This is a genomic window from Edaphobacter sp. FHG110511_03, assembly GCF_059115365.1.
Genome location: NZ_JBZYWL010000001.1, coordinates 1,979,918 through 1,998,396, shown reverse-complemented (window position 1 = coordinate 1,998,396; position 18,479 = coordinate 1,979,918). Strand labels below are relative to the sequence as shown.

Genomic DNA, 18,479 nt, shown 5'->3' with positions numbered 1-18,479 from the left:
TTTATGACGATGCAGAATTACTTCAACTACTTTACTGAGATCGAAGAGCGGTTCCAGCAACGGCGGGGATCGCTACTAATGCTGTCCACTCTGGATTGGGCCCTGATCGAAACATGGCGCGAAGCGGGGTTGCCCCTTGAAACCATATTGCGTGGAATCGACAACGCATTCGATCGATATGACGAGCGGGCGCGACGTTCTTCCGGACGGCTACGCAAGGTGAACGGCCTGGCATGGTGCGCCCAGAGCGTGATGGAAGCCGTCGAGCAGGCGATGGAGGCCGCTGTAGGGGCATCCTCCGCGAGCACGACGGAACCAGCTGAGAGCGGCTTCGAGAGCGAGCGCATCGCGAAGTACCTTGAGGACAACGCAATGGCGCTCGAAGCAGCAAGCTCGCGGCATCCGGCAGACGCGGTCCTTGCGGAGACCGGCACACGGCTTCGCGCTCTGGCGGCCGGCCTGCGCGTCGATGCATCCATTCCCCTTGAAGATCTCGATCGAACCCTCACGGTGCTGGAAGAGAAGGTCTTCGCGGCGCTGTTGACCTCTGCTGAAGAGAGCGAGCTGACCACGATGCGAGAGCAGGCTTCACGCGAGCTTGCGCCCTACCGGGGCAAGATGCAGGCCGTCCAGATCAAGCAGGTGCAGCAACAGTTTTTGCAGAAGAAGCTCCTGGAAGCACGTAAACTGCCTCGGTTGAGCCTCTTTTACATGAGCCTTGGATGATTTGGATGAGAGGATGCGGAACGGATGAAGTTATCGATCGATAAGGTCGTCTATGGCGGCGCCGGGCTCGCGCATCTACAAAGCGACGATTCCACAAAAGAAGCCGTCTTCGTGCCTTTCACGCTTCCAGGAGAGCTGGTCGAAGCAGAAATCGTTGATACACGAGCCGGCGTTCGAGATGCGGTACTTGAACAGGTACTGACCCCGTCCTCCGATCGCGTCGCGCCGCGCTGTATTCACTTTGGGGTGTGCGGCGGATGTCAGTATCAGCATGCCTCTTATGAGGCGCAGCTTCGCTTGAAGCAGAACATTTTGCAAGAGACCCTGGAGCGTACCGGATTGAATTCAATTCCTGAGATTCAGGTACATGCTGCCCAGCCTTGGGAGTACAGGAATCGAATTCGTCTGCGCGTCGCCAGGGTAGACGGAGAGTTGCGGGTTGGCTATCTCCGACGAGGATCGACAGAGTTTCTCCCAATACAGATGTGCCCGATCGCTGCGCCGCTTCTGTGGCGCGCGGCAGAGGCGTTTCTTCAGCTCGCCCAGAGATTTCAGCCGTGGGCCGACTCAGCCGAAGAGATCGAGTTTTTCACCAGTGGCGATGAGAATAAGCTGCAGATGCAGCTCTTCGTTCGAAGGCAGCCAGCTAAGGGCTTCAAAGAATTTTGCGAAGCACTCCGAGAGCAATTGCCGGAACTGACTGGAGCAGGAGTACAGATCATGCAGAGCTCCGGTCGCGGGAGGAAGTCGCTGCGAGTTCAGCCTGGAGTAAGCTGGGGCGCAGCAGGGTTGACCTACGCGGCCATGGACGAAACATACTGGGTGAGCCGCGGCAGCTTCTTCCAGGTAAATCGCTTTATGGTGGAGCCGCTGATCGAACTGGTAACCGCGGTTAGAAGCGGAACCCTCGCGTGGGATCTCTATGCGGGAGTCGGTCTCTTCTCGCGCTTCCTGGCGAAACGATTTACGAATGTCGTTGCGGTTGAGGCGGCGGCCGGCGATCTGGACGTGAACTTTCGTGGAACGGGAAAGCGTGCCGTCACCGCGACCACAGTCGAGTTTTTACGGCAGGCCGCGATCGAACGCGATCGCCCTGATCTGATCGTCATGGATCCGCCCCGTGCAGGTGTAGGAGCCGAAGTCTGCGTCCTGCTCGCCCGCGTGAAGGCCAAGGAGCTGGTCTATGTCTCCTGCGATCCCGCAACTCTAGGACGTGACCTTAGAGCGATGGTAGACTCCGGCTACGCGCTGAACCAACTGCATCTGGTCGACATGTTTCCTCAGACCTTTCACCAGGAGACAGTAGCAGTTCTCGGGCGTTGACGCGGAAGTAAGAACGGAGCGAAGTTCTGGGCCACGCAGAGAAATACTGGGCCAACGAAGGGATTGAGCGGCTTCAACTACGACGCGCGCCGCTGCTTGCGGCTGCCTGCTGGTTTGCATTGGGCTCGGGAATAGCACGAAGCTGGCACTCCCCTGCGCTCCTTCTCTTAGCCATGGTCCTGCTCGTTCTTTTAGCCGCAATCGCTATGCGCTATGCGTTCCGCATCGCTGCCGTACCGGTGGCGGCGCTCTGGATTGCTACCGGGATCTGGTGCTGGCAGATTCGCCCTGTTCCTCCAACCCAACGTGATCTTTTGCGATATGCCGATGGTCTGAGCCGCGATGTGCGAGGACATATCGTTCGCATCCGCTCGTTGGCCCCACAGATAAAGGCCGTCAATCAGGACAACGATCCCGCACCGTGGCTTGAGGAAGAGCCGCAGACCGCTACTGCGCTTTCGATCGATGTGGCCGTGGATTCGATAGAAGAGGTAACTCCGGACGTCTCGCGCATGGTGCCTGCGACAGGCGGCGTCCGAATCACCGTGACCTCGCCAGATGGACGGCTGCCTGCGCTCCACTGTGGCGAGGAAGTAGAGATGCCTCTCCGGCTGAAAATTCCGCAACGATATCGCGACCCTGGAGCCTGGCAGTACGCAGACTATCTCCTTGCACAGGGCATCTCCATGCACGGAAACGCACGGGCGGCGAAGCTGCGGGTCCTCTCTAGTGGAACCGCCAGCCTGCAATGCGGATTGTATGCCGCACAGAGCTGGGGTGCGGACCGAATGCTGAAGCTGGTTCATTCGACGGCAAACCAAAGACTGCCGGCCGCGGTAAAGCTTACCGAAGAGGACGCAGGCATGCTGAATGCGATGATCTTCGGAGACCGCACTCGATTGAACCATTCGCTGCGGCTGGGGTTTGAGCGCACGGGTTCGTTTCACCTCTTTGTGGTATCGGGCATGCACGTCGCGCTGCTGGCCGGCATCGTCTTCTGGGTGCTCCAAAGACTTCGCTTCCGTCGATGGCTCGCAACGCTGACGACACTTGCTCTCATGAGCGCATACGCTCTTTTGACCGGATTTGGAGCGCCGGTTCAGCGAGCTTTATTCATGACTACAGTATTCCTGCTGGCGCGCCTGCTTTCGCGAGAGAGCAGCGTATTGAACGCGCTGGGAGCAGCAGCTCTGGCAGAGCTCGTCTGGTCTCCCTCTAGCCTGTTTGAGGCAAGCTTTCAGATGACGTTTCTTGCGATCGTCGCAATTGCGGGAATCGCCGTTCCGCTGGGGGATCGAACGTTCCTCCCCTATGCTCGAGCTTCGCGAAGGCTTGGCGATCTATGGCTGGATCCCGTTCTTCGTCCGAGGGAGGCACAGTTTCGCGTGATGCTGCGCATGTGGGGAGAAGCGCTTGCGGGAGTCCTTGGACGCTGGGCGCGCCATCTGCCGGGATATCTGATTCGCACCCTGCTCTTCACTACCGAGCTGGCTCTGATCGGCCTGGTCGCTGAGATGGTGATGGCTCTACCCATGGCGATGTACTTTCATCGCGCCACCTTGTTCGCATTGCCCGCCAATATGCTGACCGTCCCCGTGGTAAGCCTGCTTGCGCCGATCGCTCTGATCACGTTCTGCGCGGCTCTGGTGGGTCCCTGGGCTGCGATCGCACCGGCATCCGCAACAGCCCTGCTGCTGCATGGAATTGTGCGAATCATCGGAGGGGTCAGCCATATTCAGGCGGCGGACATGCGGGTTCCGGCACCGGCATGGTGGATCACCGTCATTGCGATCCTTGCGTGGGGATTCTGTTGCTGGGCAGTCCGAAGATCACGCGCATGGGCGTGGGCTGCAACAGCCGCGCTTCCTCTCATTTTGATCATCGTGCTGTGGCCCGAGTCAGCTATCGTCGCAAAGGACTCGCTTGAAGTGACGGCCATCGACGTAGGTCAAGGCGATTCGCTGCTGATCGTCAGCCCACAAGGTGACACGATGCTAGTTGATGCAGGCGGTCCGGTCGGAGGCTTGAATGAAGCAGCCGCAGCGACGAGCACATTCGATGTGGGCGAAGAGGTCGTTTCCCCATATCTATGGTCACGGCGAATCCGCAGGCTCGACGTGCTTGTGCTGAGCCATGCGCATAGCGATCATATGGGCGGAATGCCAGCGGTTCTGCGCAACTTCAGGCCGCGTGAGTTATGGGTTGCAGTGGACCCCGATTCGGAGGCCTATCGTGCCCTGTTGAGCGAGGCCGCAACGCTCGGAGTTCGAGTCAGGCATCTGCGCGCTGGAGACGCGATTGCCTGGAGCGGATCCCAATTGACCGTACTGGCACCCGAACGCAGTTATGCCAACACGGGGGAACCTGCTAACAACGATTCTCTGGTGATGCGTCTGCAGTACGGCAAAGCCTCGACACTCCTGGAAGGTGACGCGGAGGCTCCGAGCGAACAGGCGATGCTTGCGCACGGCCTCGCCCCGGTAACTCTGTTGAAGGTTGGGCATCACGGCAGTCGCACTTCAACAACGCAGGAGTTCCTGGCGGCACTTGCGCCCAGAGACGCCATCGTCTCGGTGGGCAAAGGAAACACCTTCGGTCATCCGCGACCGGAGGTGATTGCAAGGATCGCAGCAGGAGGATCACGGCTCTACAGAACCGACGAGTTCGGGCTCACGACCTTTCTGATGGATCGGGGCGGCCCGATTCATGAGCTTCTGGGGCGGGGAGATGACGCGTTGCAGGCAGATCGCTTCTTCGCGTCCCAATAAGACCTTTGCTTTCTTGAGGAGGCTGGCGCAAAAAGTTTTTACAATTGAACCGCGCTAAACCATCGATCGGTTCGCTACAGTGGATAAGCACCATGGGCCCTCTGAATCTTATTTCGAGAGGACAGAAACATGACCACATGGAAGCACCTCCTCACACTATGCATACTGGCTGGGACAGCTTGTCTCACGATGCCCACGCTCGCCGATACGATCACCTACACCGCAAGCCTGAGCGGAGCCAATGAGGTTCCGCCGAACGCATCTCCAGCGACCGGTTTTGCGACTTTTTCGCTGACAGGAGACCTGCTGGCGATTGAGATCACTTATTCCGGCCTGATCGGCGGAAACCCGGCCGCAGCCCACATTCACTGCTGCACCCCTCCTGGAGCGAATGCTCCCGTCTGGGTTCCGTTCGCCAACTTCCCCACCGCAACCTCCGGCACATACAACAACACCATCGATCTCTCAACCTTCGCGTTCAGTGGCGGCGGAACGGAGGCTGCACTGATCGCCGGGCTGAACAATGGCACCGCTTATACCAACATCCACAATGCAACCTTTCCGGGAGGTGAGCTAAGGGGCCAGATCGCGGCAACTCCTGAGCCGGGCACGCTCCTGCTGCTGGGGACGGGGGCAACGGCGGCAGCGGGGATGATAACCCTGATTCGTCGGCGCGTCATCCTCTGAATCTGCTGCGCTTGCCTCATGTTCCTTCGCTGACTCCTGCGTTTGCATCCTCTGTGCAGCCGTACTCCAATTAGGAGTACCGTGAAAACAACGGGGGCAGCGCCATGGAGAAGCAGGACCTGAAGCAGGTGGAGAAAGATACCGTCGCGCCAAAGACCGAGGAGCAGGTCGAGGAACAGAAGCTCATCCGTCGGATGCAGATGATGATGAACATGGTGATGCAAGTGATCGCGCAGGACAGAAGCCTGTCCATCGAGGAAGCGTCGCAGATGATCGCCGATTCGCGAAAGGCGGCGCTGGCGATGTTTCCCGGCAAGGAGCTGGCGTATGACCTGATCTGGAAGCCAAGATTTCAGCGTCTGATGCGGGAACGCTTCCGCATCATGTAGCCTATGCCGCTGTCGCCTGCCTGATAGCCTATGGATCATGCAGATGAGGCTCGCAAAACGGGACGATCTTCCGTCCTTGATGACAATGGTGCGGCGTGTTGTGCCCCTGATGCGCGTCCAGGGGAACCTGCAATGGGACGACACCTATCCGAACGAAAAAGTCTTCCTGGAGGACATTGAGCGTGGCCGTCTGTGGGTGGCCGAAGCCGATGAGGATACGATTGCCGGGGCGATCGCGCTGACCACCGATCCCGAGCCCGACTATGCGCAGGCTGACTGGGACATCGCACAGCCAGCACTGGTGATTCATCGGCTCGCAGTCGATCCCGAATTTCGAGGTGCTGGCGTAGCGCGTGCGCTGATGTTCAAGGCAGAAGAAGTCGCGCTCGCGCAAAACATCTTCTTCGTACGCGCAGACACGAATACGGAAAACCAGAACACGCAGCGGTTGTTTCCAAGCCTCGGATACCGCTTTGCGGGCGAGATCTCCCTCCAGATCCGTCCGGGGCAGAGATTTTTCTGCTACGAGAAGCAGCTTTCGCAGTCATAAAAACTCAGCTGACCGCGGCGCGATCGGAGATCTCCTGACGGAGACGCTTGTTTTCTTCCTCAAGCTCGGAGAGCCGCTGGCGAAGGGGCGCTATGACCTTCACAACCTGCTCCTCCGTAAAGCGCGGTGTGATGTGCTGCTGGCAGTTCCAGTCGAAGCCTTCCACGCGAATCACAAAGGCTCGCTCCACCAGCTTACGATCCGCGGCCGTGCTGAGCTGTTCGATCCATTGCTCCGCACCCTCGCCTTCATATACGGCAGCGTGACCCAGAATCTTAAGCCGGGTACGGGAGGGATAATCCATCAGGAAGAGGGCGACCCGATCATCATGCTCCAAATTACCGAGGGTGACGTACTGACGATTGCCCCGATAGTCCGCGAAGCCGAGTGTGTGCTCGTCGAGCACATGCAGAAAACCCTGTTCCCCTCCACGATGCTGAATATAAGGCCATCCGGTTTCATTCACGGTCGCAAGATAGAAGGAATCGCGTGCACGGATGAACTCGCGTTCGTATTCGGTTAGAGCGTTGCCAGGCGGACCCAGCTTTTCCATTCGATCATATTGCGAACGGCTACCCCGCTTCTTCTGCTGCTCTTTCACCAGCGGAGTAAAGGCGATTTGTGCGAAGCTGCGACCCATGACAGAAACTCCCTTTCACCGAACGGAACGTGAATTAGATTCGCCGAGACCAGGTCCTGATGCGAAGTTTCGTATCCAGCCAGCCGGACAATGGCCGCAAACCGGTAGAATGCTCGCGTCGTAAAACGATAAACCAATATCTGATTGAACTTGGGAGAGATAAATGAATCGTAGGTGGATGACTGCCTTATGGCTTGCCGTGCTGCTGATGGTTGTTCCAGGAACGAGCCGGGCGCTTGAGAACGGATTGGCGCGGACACCGCCGATGGGCTGGAACAGCTGGAACAAATTTGCCTGCAAAGGACTCAATGAGAAGGTCGTGCGTGAGACTGCCGACCAGATGGCTACGAACGGCATGAAGGACGCGGGCTATCAATATGTCATCATCGACGATTGCTGGCAGACGGGCCGCGACGCTGAAGGCAATATCGTTGCAGATACGGAGAAGTTTCCTTCAGGCATCAAAGCCCTGGCCGATTACATTCATTCCAAGGGCCTGAAGTTCGGAATCTACTCCGACGCCGGCACAATGACCTGCGCCAAGCGCCCGGGCAGCATCGGACACGAATACCAGGACGCGCGACAGTATGCCTCGTGGGGAGTCGATTACCTGAAGGAAGACTGGTGCAACACATTGCCCAACCAGAACAGTGAATCGTCGTACACCCTGATGCGCGAGGCCCTGAAGGCCTCGGGAAGGCCAATCGTCTTCAGCATCTGCGAGTGGGGCTCGACCAAGCCGTGGCTGTGGGCAGGCCCGGTCGGCAACCTTTGGCGCGCCACGCCAGACATTCAGGACTGCTGGGACTGCAAACGCACCTGGGGCGGCGGTGGACTTATCCAGATCCTCGACCTGATGGACGGCATCGAAAGCTACTCCGGACCTGGACACTGGAACGACCCCGACATGCTCGAGGTAGGCAACGGCGGCATGACGACCGAGGAGTATCGCACGCACTTCAGCATGTGGGCCATCTTCTCCGCCCCTCTGCTGGCCGGCAACGACATCGCGAAGATGTCCGCCGAGACCCGGGAGATCCTTCTGAACAAAGAGGTCATCGCGATTGACCAGGATGCCCTGGGACAACAGGGACATCGCGTGAAGAGAAGCGGCGATGCAGAGATATGGTCCAAGCAGCTCGCCGATGGAGGCCGCGCTGTCGCTCTGGTCAATCGCGGTAAGGCTGCCGAAAAGGTCACGGTTACGTGGAACGACATCGGCTATCCAGACGGTCTTTCCGCTACCGTTCGCAATCTTTGGAGCCACAAGGACACGACGGCAAAAGAGAGCTTCACCGCTGAAGTCCCAAGTCATGGAACCGTGATGGTAAGGCTGAAATTCTAATGGCGATATAAGAGGCCGTCTGATTGCGGGCAGACGGCCTCTTATATTTTGCATTGAGGTTGGAGTTTAGAACTCGAGTCGCAAGGCCAGCTGTACCGCGCGGTTGATCGCCGCATTGCCATCCACCGCAAGCACGCCGTAACTGCTGGCGTAGCTGGGCGCGTTGGGCTGTCCCAGCTGAGCCAGGGTAGGCCCGGCCCAGTTCGTCAGCGGAGCATTGCCTGAGCTGTAGACGAAGTGCGTATGGTTGGTGACGTTGAACATATCGGCCTGGAAGACGAGCTTCGTTCCCTCATGCGACCCAGTCGGGATTCCGAAGCTGCGGCGCAGGCTAATATCCAGTTTGTAGTTCGGCGGCTGGAAGAGTCCCGGCAGGGCAGCCGTCCTCGCCAGCGTGCTGAACTGATAGGCAGGCGTAGCCAGGAAGGCCGCGGGGTCAAGCACCTGGATCTTGCTCAGGTTGGCCTGGGTAAAGGGCAGCGTAACCGTCTTCTTCCCGTTGCCAAAGTAGGTGGGATTTAGAACCGGCTCACAGGCACTCTGCGATGGATTCGTATTGCAGGAGTTCATCGTCACCGCAACCGGCGCACCGGAGTAGGCCTGGAAGATGGTCGAGAACTTGTAGCCGCCGAACAGAGCCCGAGTGAGGTAGTGGCTTCCACCGAGTTCTCCCTTGCCGAAAGGAAGATCGTAGGCACCGGTGATGACAAACTTGTGCCGCTGATCGCCAAGCGAGAGGCTCTTATCCAGCGAACGAGCGCGATGGAACTGGCCATCGCTTGCAAAGGCGGCGGGAATGTCATAGCCGGAACGGAAGGTTCCGTTGTTGTCGATGTTGCGAGACCAGGTGTAGTTCACCATAAAGGTCAACCCATGCGCTAGGCGTTGGTTCATGTATACCTGCAGCGCGTGGTAACGAGTGTTGCCGACAAAGCCGAACGAATCGTTGATGCCGCTGTACTGCGGGAACGGCTTCAGCAGCTGCGTAATGCTGGGATTGCCTACGCCGCCAAAGTTGGCATAGGGGAACGAAAAGCCCTGTTGAGCGATCGTCGCCTTTCCGGCGTTTGATGAGACCGCGTTGCCTAACTGGTCGCCCAGGTAGAGATACTTCGGGTCCAGCTGATTCGCCCACTTGCCGCGGCCGGTCAGACTATCCGGCGTGAGGAAGTGCCCCTGCGACCCGACGTAGCTCATGGTCAGCGTCATATCGTTGGTGATCTGATGCTGGAAGCCAAAGCTCCAGGTGATGAACTGCGGAGCGCGTCCGCCGTAGTAAGGGTCCGTATAAGTTACGCTCTGCGATCCGGCCGTGCTGTTGGTCGTGTAGTACGTTCCGAGCCCAGGATCAAGCGTTGGTGGCTGCGCATACGCAGGATACGGATTGTCGATCTTCCAGTACTGGTTGCCCACCTGCCCCGATGTGGGAGCGATGAACTGAGTCGAAGGCGAGGTGCTGAAGCCTTGCAGGCCCGAACCCTGGCGCGACTGCGCCGATCCGCCAACGTTATTGCCGTGGGTATAGATCACGCCCCAGCTTCCGCGCCATACCGTCTTCGGGTCGCTCTGAAACGCAAAGCCTATGCGCGGGCCGAAGTTCTTCATGGAATCGTTCACAGGCTGGCGGCAGTTGCAGCGATTGGAGCCCGAGCCTCCAAACGAAAGCGCGCCTGGACTGCCGGTAAGCGGATTCGTCTTGTTGGGATCGAAGTACGAAAACCTGTCCTGGGATTCCTGGTAGGACGGGTAGTAGTCCCACCGCAGCCCGATATCCAGCGTCAGACGCGACGTCACTTTCCAGTTGTCCTGAATGTAAGGAGAGATGGGACGAAAACGTCCGCCGGTCTCAGGAACCGAGGAGAGCGTAAAGTTGGTCCCGCCCGTAACAGCTCCAACCAGGAAGCTGGCATATCCCTGACCCGTGTTCGGATTCAGCGTTGTGGTTCCAGCGTTGTAACCGCCCGTCGCCGAGTTGGCGAAGCTCAGCTGCAACGGATTCACACCCGTCGAGTTCGGCGTGTAGTTGTACTGCAGCCACGCAATCTGCCCGCCCATGGTGATGGTGTGCTTCCCTTTGTTCCACTCCACGTTATCCACCAGCACGTAGCCGTTCGCGAGAGAGCGGTTCGAAGAATAGCCTGCCCAGCGGTTGATATTCGTGTTGCCGCTAAAGGTGGTCGTCGGGAAAGAGTCCGACGCCTGTCCTCCGGGAAGACCCTGGAACCCAAGAGCTGAAGCGGCGAAGCTTCCTCCCATGTCCTGGTTGAAGCCGGGACCGTCATATCGACCATACCCGTACTTCAGCTGGTTAACCACGTGAGGCGTGATCGCATAGGTGTGCTCAAACAGAAGGACCTTCGTCTTGGGAGCAAACTGCTGCGACGAGATATACGGTGGAGGCATTCCGTTCGTAGTCGAACCCGAACTGACCGAGACAGCCGCAGGCCCCGTCGTCGCCTGACGTCCCCATGCCAGAACCGCGGAGAAGGTCTGCTTCTCATTGATCGTGTAGTCAATTCGGTTCGTCGTCGTCCAGTTGTTAAGACCCGTCGAGTAGTTCGTAACGTAGTTATTCGCCAGCTCGGAATTGATAGGAGCCGGGAGAAAGCTCTGCATTCTCTGCGCAACTGCGGAGATTCGCGAAGCGGGAATGACGTTGTACGTGGGAACACCATTCTTCAACCCCTGGAATGGCGCGCGCGTGTACTGTTTCCCGTCGGGGCTGACAATCGTTGTATCCGGATCGAAGAGAGCCGGGACTGCCGTTCCAAACTGCTGCGTGAAGTCGCCGTCGCGCATCCCCAGCGTCGGAATGGTCTGATTCTGGTTTGGAACCTGCCGGGAGTAGCGGTAGCCCTCATAGCCCCCAAAGACGAAGAGCTTGTTCTTGAGGATGGGAAATCCAAGGAACAAACCATATTCGTTCTGGTGCTCCACAGGCTTTGTCGGCGCACCCGTGATCGGGTCGTTCACTTTGGTGAAGCCCCATGTATCGAGCGCCGTGTTACGGAAGTAGTCATACAGGACGCCATGAATCTGGTTGGTGCCATTCTTCACGATGTAATTCTGTACTCCCAGTCCTTCATACACCGCTGAATATCCAACGGTCTGTACCTGGAACTGGTTGATCGCATCGACCGCCATCGAGGTCCATACGAATCGCGGGTCACCCTCGCCCGCAACCGATGTAATCGGCACGCCGTTGATGTAGATCGCCGAAACCGCGCCGCGGCTCCCGCCGCCATTGACGATACCGGAGTTCGTCGTCAGATTGCCGTTGCTGACATTCGCAGAGACGCCCGGCAGCAGCGAAGCAAAGTCGGTCGCGCGACGTTGCCCGCCGCCATCCTGAATAATGGGCAGCGAGGAGTACATCTCCTGCTCCATCGTCACGCCGAGCGTCGCATTCGAGGTCTCGAGCGGAGGAGGCGCAGCCGTAACCGTGACCGTCTCATTGACCCCACCGGTAGAGAGGGACACATCCACCGTGAAGGTCTGCAGGGCATCGACGTTCACATTCTCTTGCGTATAGCCCTTGAAACCCTTCATCGAGACAACGAGGGTATAGCGGCCCGGATCGAGCGAGAACGAATAGTCGCCGGACCCGGTGGAAACCGTCGTCTGCTTCGCATTGGTACCGTTATTCGTGATGACAATGGAAGCTCCCTGAATCGCGGCTCCCGTCGAATCGCTGACTTTGCCGTTGATCGAGCCCTTGCCGGCGAGCTGGGCCGCGGCAGGCCGGCTCAGAAACACGGTAGCGGCCATAAGGAGTAAAAGACCCGTTGCCTGACAAATCAGGCGGAGAACCCGTGTGTTGCAATTGGTTTGCATTTGTATGACCTCTCAAAGTTATTGCGACATAACTTGGTCACTTCCACGTCTCAAGAAAGGAAGCTTCTAGGGCTCCGTTTGCGTGGTAAGGTCTGACCAATTTTGATTGCGTCGGTAAGAATCCACTTTTGAGACCGGATCTGTCAAGAGAGATTTACGGTATTTTTTGAGGAGAAAAATAAAGACAGGTAACTTCCATTCTCAAAGGAGATACAGGACAAAATGGTGCCCTCTTCTAAGACGTCCAAGGTCTCATTGGATCCCTCTGAAAAATTGGATAGATGGTCAGACCGCTAAAGACGTCAATGAACGAGTCTTTCTCTACCTCTTGAGAAGACGGAAAGTGCCAAAGGTCAGACCTTATATTGAATCTAACTCTCGCTTGGCCAGAATCCACCACAGCAACGTGCCCAGCGGAGGCAGACATGCCACCAGCCAGAACGTAAGCCCATAGCGCTGGTGATCGAACATATGTCCCAGCAGGGGCATCAGCAATCCAGTTACAAGCGCCCAGGCCGAGATGCTGAACCCAGCCAGAAACGCCGAGTGCTCCTTCGGCAGCACCGCCATCCCATCCGCAAGCGGAAAGACGACGAAGCCGCCCGCAACAAACATCTGCAGGAAGAACAGGAGCATCGTTGCTCCAACCGGCGCTGCGCTCCGGGCCGCCATCGGCGCAAGCATGATCAGAAATCCCGCCACGGAAAGCAGCAGGAAGATCGATCCTGGTCGACGCGAGGTGCCACGCTCCCTATCGTGACGGCGCCTGATATCCGCAAGCCTCCCAAAGACAAGATAGCCCGCCTCCCAGCCCGCAGGCGGCAACCAGAGAAGGTGACCAAGCGAAGCCTGGCTCAGGTGCATCACTCGCGTCAGATACAGCGGCGCGGCATAGAGTCCAAAGGCCAGAGGCGCGGCTCCCAGGCCATAAGCGGCCGCAGCCGCGAAGAGATTGCGGCTCCAGCGCGACTCACTCGCCTCTGATCGGGGCTGTGCTTCCGCTGCGGCAGCGTTTGAAGGAGTAGCGTACCAGCCGGTGATTCGCAGCAGCGCCCACAGAACGATCCATAACAGGCCAAGCACCGTGGTCACGCCGAAGGCGGCGCGCCAGCCCCAGCGTATCGCGACCGGAGTGATCAGCAAAGGTGTCAGGGCTGCGCCCAGAGAGCTTCCGCTATACGCGATCCCGAGTCCGAAGGAACGCTTCTCCTCTGGAAGCGTTTCGGTGACGGTCTTCAGTCCCGCAGGAAAGGTCGCGCCCTCGCCGAAACCAAGAACCCCTCGCGCAAGACACATTCCCGCGAAGCCCATCATGAGGCCATGACTACCGGAGGCCATCGACCAGATGGCGACGGCGATCAGAGTCGTAACCCAAAGACCTGCCCGATCCATCCAGAAACCCCAGATGGGATTCGCAACCATATAGCAGAGGCTGAAGATCAGGATGGCATAGCCATATTGCGTAGCCGAGAGGTGCAGCGAGGAGAGAATCGTCGGGCTCAGAATCGCGAGCACGCTGCGATCCACATAGCTCAGCAGTCCCAGTAGCGTCATCGACACGGCCGGGGCCCAAAGGCGAATCAGAGACGCCTGTTTCCTCTCGCTTACATCTACCGACACGGTCACGGTTTGTTCTGACTCGCGAGCCACTGCTGCAGATTCGGCTCCTGCGCCGCGCGAAGACGCACGCAGTCGTTGATGTTGTCGAGCGCCTTGGCCAATGTGCGCTCAGCCGCGTCCACCTGGTGCGTCGCGAAGAAACCGGCAACCTCATCCCGCTTTTCGACAGAGCAGAACGAGCCCGTCGCGCCCACAATGCGTGAGCCGGAGTTGGTGGTCAGCTGCGCATGCACCTTATCCCAGTTCTTCTGGATGTAATCCCACGTGGTCTCTCGCGTATCGCGCCCCGACAGCAGAATCGCGATTGGAATCCAGCTGTCCTGGTTCCTTACTTCACCCGAGACTACATAGTCCATGGTCCGCGTCACCAGCGCGGGATCGGTAAACAACGCAAGCTTCCGCAAAGCCTCCGACTGCAACCCCGGATCGCTGCTGTCCTTGCTTGCTGCCATCACCTTGTCGTACAAGGCGGTATCTCCGTGACTCACGGTCACCGAGATAGCTGCGTCCGTCAGCATCGGATCGAGTCCCCTCTCCTTCCGGGACCCCTCTCCATAGGCACGGTCCGTCAACTCCTTCGCCTCCGCAAGCACAGCAGGATCATTTGCCCTGCCCAGCGTTTCCATCAACTCCGCACGCAGTTGTTGACGGTCGTAAGATTCGCCGTGGATGGGATGCCCCATTTCGGCATAAACCGGATCGAGCTCGCGTCGCAGGACAGCCGCCAACCGGGTTCGATCCTCATCGGTTGCCATCCGCGAATCGATCCACTTCACCTTCGCGAGAGCGCTTTCCATCACTTCGCCATTCTTGTCGTTCTTGAGGGCAAGCACGAGATCCATGAAACCGCTCAGATCGGCCTTGTTCGAGCGAACCAACGCCCAGCGATCCCCCAGCAATCCAATTCGTTCCTGCGGAGTCAGCGCCGTCTCGGCCTTTGCGATGATGGCCTTGACCTGCGAGGGAGCATAAGCCGTGCGGTAGTAACCCTTCGCGCCCGCATTGGCATAGAAGAAGGGCAGCGTCGCATCCGCCGGAAGCGGCAGTGTCTCATCGTTCTCCGTCAGGAGATGGCAGATGGGCTTTTCAGCGGTCTTGACGCAGACCGGAAGCGTCCAGCGCTGTGAGGAATCCGCTGTCGCTCCTGAAAGGAAGAAGCCGCTCTGCGCCACTGGAGCCCCGTTTGCACTCTGCTCAGAGAACGTGAGCAGGGGAACCCCGGGCTGGGTAACGAAGCTCTGCATGATCTTGTCGACAGGCTGGTGCGAAGTCGATGTCTGCGCACTCCAGAAGTCCTCGGCAGTCGCGTTGGCATAAAGATGCGCTGCGAGATAGTTGTGGACTCCCTGGCGAAAGGTCTCCTCGCCCAGGTAGTTCTCCACCATCCCCAGCACGGCTCCCGCTTTTCCGTAGGCGATCCCATCGAACATCTCGTTGATCTCGTTCGGGGTTTCAGCCTTGGCCCGAATCGTGCGCGTGGTCTTCTGCGAGTCGAGATTCATCGTCGCGTCCAAGTCGCTGGCATCGTCCTGCGGAAAGTTCCACTCGGGCTTCCACTTCGCCACCGGCTTGGATTCCATCCAGCTGGCAAAGCCCTCGTTCAGCCACAGATTGTCCCACCACTGCATGGTCACCATGTCACCGAACCACTGGTGCGCCATCTCGTGCGCCACGACGATCGCAACCCGCTTCTTCGCCGGAATCGAGCCGGTCTTCTCATCCGTCAGTAGGTCCGTCTCGCGATAGGTGATGCAGCCGAAGTTTTCCATCGCGCCCGCTTCGAAGTCCGGCAATGCAACCATGTCGAGCTTCGGCATGGGATATTTGATCCCGAAATATTTGTCGTAATACGGAAGGATGTACTCCGCGCTCTCGAGGGCAAACTTCGTCATCGCCACCTTGTCGGGCGTCGAGCAGGCGCGGATGGGCACGCCATCGGCCTTGCCGCTGGTGCACTTGAAATCGCCGACCAGGAACGCCACCAGGTAGGTCGACATCTTCGGCGTCGTAGCGAATTTCACTGTGTGCTTGTCCGCCACAGGGCCGGGTTTGTCTGAGACGATTTCTGTATTTGAGATCGCCGTATCTCCGGAATCGACCGTAAGAGCGATATCGTAGGTCGCCTTCAGAGCCGGCTCATCGAAGCTCGGGTAAGCCCGGCGCGCGTCGGTCGGCTCGAACTGCGTGACCGCATAGTTGCGAGCCTTAGTCTTCGAAAGATAGAAGCCGCGCAACTTATCGTTCAGGATTCCCGTATAGCTGATGCTGAGCATCAGCTTTCCTGCAGGAAGCGCCTGCGGGAAGGTAAACGTCGCTTGCTCCTTCGCGCCGTCTAGCGAGACCTCCGCAATCTGCGAACCAGCCTTCACCGAGAGAAACTTGATCTCTGCCGCGTTCAGCGTGACCGTCTTGCTCGGAGCATCCAGCGTAACGTCGATCGTCTCCTCCCCCGCAAATGTAGCCGCCTTCAGGTCAGGCGTCAGGGCCAGCGAGTAGTGTTCCGGATGCACGCCGCCCGGAAGACGCTGTGCGTGCAGAGCGGAGACGGGAAGCAGGAGAAGGGCAGTAAGAGCCGCACAACGTAGAGATAGGTTCAAAAGCATCTTCCAAGAATACCCAACACATGTGGCTATTCCTCATGGAAAGACGCTTTGAACCGGGAACTTTTGTGACGAAAGGGACGCTGCTCAGCCCTGCTTCATCGAAGCCGCACGCTCTGAGACCCCGCACATCTCGGCTGCACGAGCCTCGGCATAGGCCGCTGCACCCAACAGAGCACAGGTATCGTCCAGAATAATCCGCACCGGAATCGACTGGAGTAAGGCAGACATGCGCCCCTTGTCGAGAAAGGCCTGCATGAAGAAGCCATTCTGCAGCGTCTTCAACCTCTTCGGCGCAATGCCGCCGCCCAGGTAGATTCCTCCCGTCGCCAGCGCCTTCAGGGCCAGGTTCCCTGCCTCCGCGCCATATGCCGAAGCGAAGGTCTTCATCGTCTCGAAGCAGATAGAGCTCGAGCCGTCTTCTGCGCACTCCCCAATGACCACGTTGGGATCTTCGCCCGCCATGCGGTCGCAGAGCCAGTTCGGCTCATCCAGCTTCTCCACGTCACGCAAAAAGCGATAGACGTTCTGGATTCCCTGCCCCGAGACGATACGCTCGAAGCTCACGCGCCCTTTCAGCGTACTGCGCAGGTACTCCAGCATCGCGATCTCGCGATTGGAGCGCGCGGCAAAGTCACAGTGTCCACCCTCGGATGGAATCGGATTATGCTTCTCCCCGTTCCAGATCAGAAGCGCTTCCCCCAATCCCGTGCCCGCTGAGACCAGCCCGCGATGCCCCGTAGCGTCGGGATCGCCTTCATGCAGCGTGTAAATCTTGTCAGGGGCAAGCTCTGGAATTCCATAGCCGTTGGCCTCCAGATCGTTGATCAGAAAGACATGTTGGATGGAGAGTGACCGCGAAAGATCGCGCACATCAAGAATCCAGGGCAGGTTGGTCAACTTCAGCCTGCCGTCGCGGATCGGCCCCGGACATCCAAAACAGGCCGCAAGAATCTCCGCTCGGTTCGTCGCGGGAGCGGTTCCATTGCCCACTAGGAACTTGTTGACGACCTCATCGAGAGAGGCAAACTGGCTTGCCGGAAACTTCTCGTCGCGCAGCGGGTGGAGTTTGCCGCCCTGAAAGTCGTAAAGAGAAAGGTGGACCTTGGTACCGCCAACATCGCCAGCAAGAATCATTTAGTTCAGCTCCAGAGTTCCGACGCCATTTGCCGGCTCTGGCAGCTTAGCGGCTGCCGCCGTATCGAGCAAGAGCGTCAGCTTTCCGCTTGCCGGACGAATGATCTGCGATGGGTACGTCTCCGGCTGATACGCCCCTTGAAACACTTCATGCAGCACCTGCGCCTTACCAGCGCCCTCGATCAGGAACGCCACCTCCCTGCCCTGATTGATCACCGGCCAGGTCAGCGTAATGCGCCACGTATCTTTCTGCGGAACATGATTGGCCACCACAATGTGGCTCATCTCGTTGAGAGCTTCGGTGTGAGGAAAGAGCGAGGCCGTATGGCCATCGTCTCCCATGCCCAGCAGCACCAGATCGAAGGTCGGCGTCTCCGCCCCTTCCAGCCGGAAGCCATTGCGGATCGCCGCCTCGTAACGCGCCGCGGCCTCCTCGGGCTTCAATTCCCCCTCCATGCGATGAATCCGCTCCGCAGGCAAAGGCACCTTAGAAAGCAGCGCCTCGCGCGTCATGCGGTAGTTGGAGTCGGCATCTTCAGGCCCCACGCAACGCTCGTCCACCCAATAAAGATCCAGCTTGTCCCACGGAACCCGCTTCAGGAACGGCTCGGATGCGAGCAGGGCAAACATCGCCTTCGGTGTCGTTCCTCCCGAGATTGCAACTCGAGCGATTCCTCGCACATTCGCAGCAGACGTTACAGCTGTGGTGAACAATTCAGCGGCGGCCGTCGCAACCTCGGCCGGGGTAGGAAAAACACGGTAGGTAACAATCGAAGAACGCGGCATATTCTCGGTGACTCGATGTGATTTGATGTTGCGGAAGGTTCCGGTCCCGGCGTCGGCATGCAACGCCGGGGACC

General features: G+C 58.5%; 13 protein-coding genes. 7 read left to right on the top strand and 6 right to left on the bottom strand.

From position 1 onward, the window contains the following. The first annotated feature begins 3 nt into the window (after positions 1–3). The 6 genes from AC5S26_RS08035 to AC5S26_RS08010 all read left to right on the top strand — a co-directional run bounded on the left by AC5S26_RS08035 (position 4) and on the right by AC5S26_RS08010 (position 6,443). Complete coding sequence (locus AC5S26_RS08035; RefSeq protein WP_494184326.1) at positions 4–726, top strand: hypothetical protein; 723 nt, start codon at positions 4–6, stop codon at positions 724–726. A gap of 24 nt (positions 727–750) precedes the next feature. Then, entirely contained in the window at positions 751–2,049 is a 1,299-nt protein-coding gene (rlmD, locus tag AC5S26_RS08030; protein ID WP_494184325.1) for a 23S rRNA (uracil(1939)-C(5))-methyltransferase RlmD, read from the top strand. A gap of 173 nt (positions 2,050–2,222) precedes the next feature. Further along, entirely contained in the window at positions 2,223–4,817 is a 2,595-nt protein-coding gene (locus tag AC5S26_RS08025) for a ComEC/Rec2 family competence protein (protein ID WP_494184324.1), read from the top strand. Positions 4,818–4,946: 129 nt separating this feature from the next. Then, entirely contained in the window at positions 4,947–5,504 is a 558-nt protein-coding gene (locus AC5S26_RS08020) for a CHRD domain-containing protein (protein ID WP_494184323.1), read from the top strand. A gap of 104 nt (positions 5,505–5,608) precedes the next feature. Beyond that, entirely contained in the window at positions 5,609–5,893 is a 285-nt protein-coding gene (locus AC5S26_RS08015) for a hypothetical protein (RefSeq protein ID WP_494184322.1), read from the top strand. A 43-nt stretch (positions 5,894–5,936) separates the two neighbouring features. Beyond that, positions 5,937–6,443: a GNAT family N-acetyltransferase gene (locus AC5S26_RS08010; RefSeq protein ID WP_494184321.1), complete on the top strand. Its 507-nt coding sequence runs from the start codon at positions 5,937–5,939 to the stop codon at positions 6,441–6,443. Between the two features lie 4 nt (positions 6,444–6,447). Here the strand turns inward: AC5S26_RS08010 and AC5S26_RS08005 are convergent, their stop codons facing one another. Then, entirely contained in the window at positions 6,448–7,083 is a 636-nt protein-coding gene (locus AC5S26_RS08005; protein ID WP_494184320.1) for a pyridoxamine 5'-phosphate oxidase family protein, read from the bottom strand. 163 nt (positions 7,084–7,246) lie between these two features. Between AC5S26_RS08005 and AC5S26_RS08000 the strand changes: the two genes are divergently transcribed. Next, positions 7,247–8,428 carry a glycoside hydrolase family 27 protein gene (locus AC5S26_RS08000; protein WP_494184319.1) on the top strand — a complete coding sequence of 394 codons (1,182 nt, stop codon included), beginning with the start codon at positions 7,247–7,249 and terminating at the stop codon, positions 8,426–8,428. Positions 8,429–8,494: 66 nt separating this feature from the next. On the opposite strand, the gene AC5S26_RS07995 is transcribed toward AC5S26_RS08000, so the two are convergent. The 5 genes from AC5S26_RS07995 to pgl all read right to left on the bottom strand — a co-directional run bounded on the left by AC5S26_RS07995 (position 8,495) and on the right by pgl (position 18,405). Then, positions 8,495–12,262, bottom strand: coding sequence for an outer membrane beta-barrel protein (locus tag AC5S26_RS07995; protein ID WP_494184318.1), 3,768 nt, complete (start codon positions 12,260–12,262; stop codon positions 8,495–8,497). Between the two features lie 360 nt (positions 12,263–12,622). Further along, complete coding sequence (locus tag AC5S26_RS07990) at positions 12,623–13,912, bottom strand: MFS transporter (protein WP_494184317.1); 1,290 nt, start codon at positions 13,910–13,912, stop codon at positions 12,623–12,625. Beyond that, entirely contained in the window at positions 13,885–16,479 is a 2,595-nt protein-coding gene (locus tag AC5S26_RS07985; protein WP_494184316.1) for a M1 family metallopeptidase, read from the bottom strand. Before AC5S26_RS07985 ends, AC5S26_RS07990 begins: the two co-directional genes overlap by 28 nt. Positions 16,480–16,569: 90 nt before the next feature. Continuing rightward, positions 16,570–17,619, bottom strand: a complete 1,050-nt coding sequence (glk, locus tag AC5S26_RS07980; protein ID WP_494184315.1) for a glucokinase — start codon at positions 17,617–17,619, stop codon at positions 16,570–16,572. Beyond that, a complete protein-coding gene (gene pgl, locus AC5S26_RS07975) occupies positions 17,620–18,405 on the bottom strand; it encodes a 6-phosphogluconolactonase (protein ID WP_494184314.1) in 786 nt (261 codons plus the stop codon). Positions 18,406–18,479: the final 74 nt, after the last annotated feature.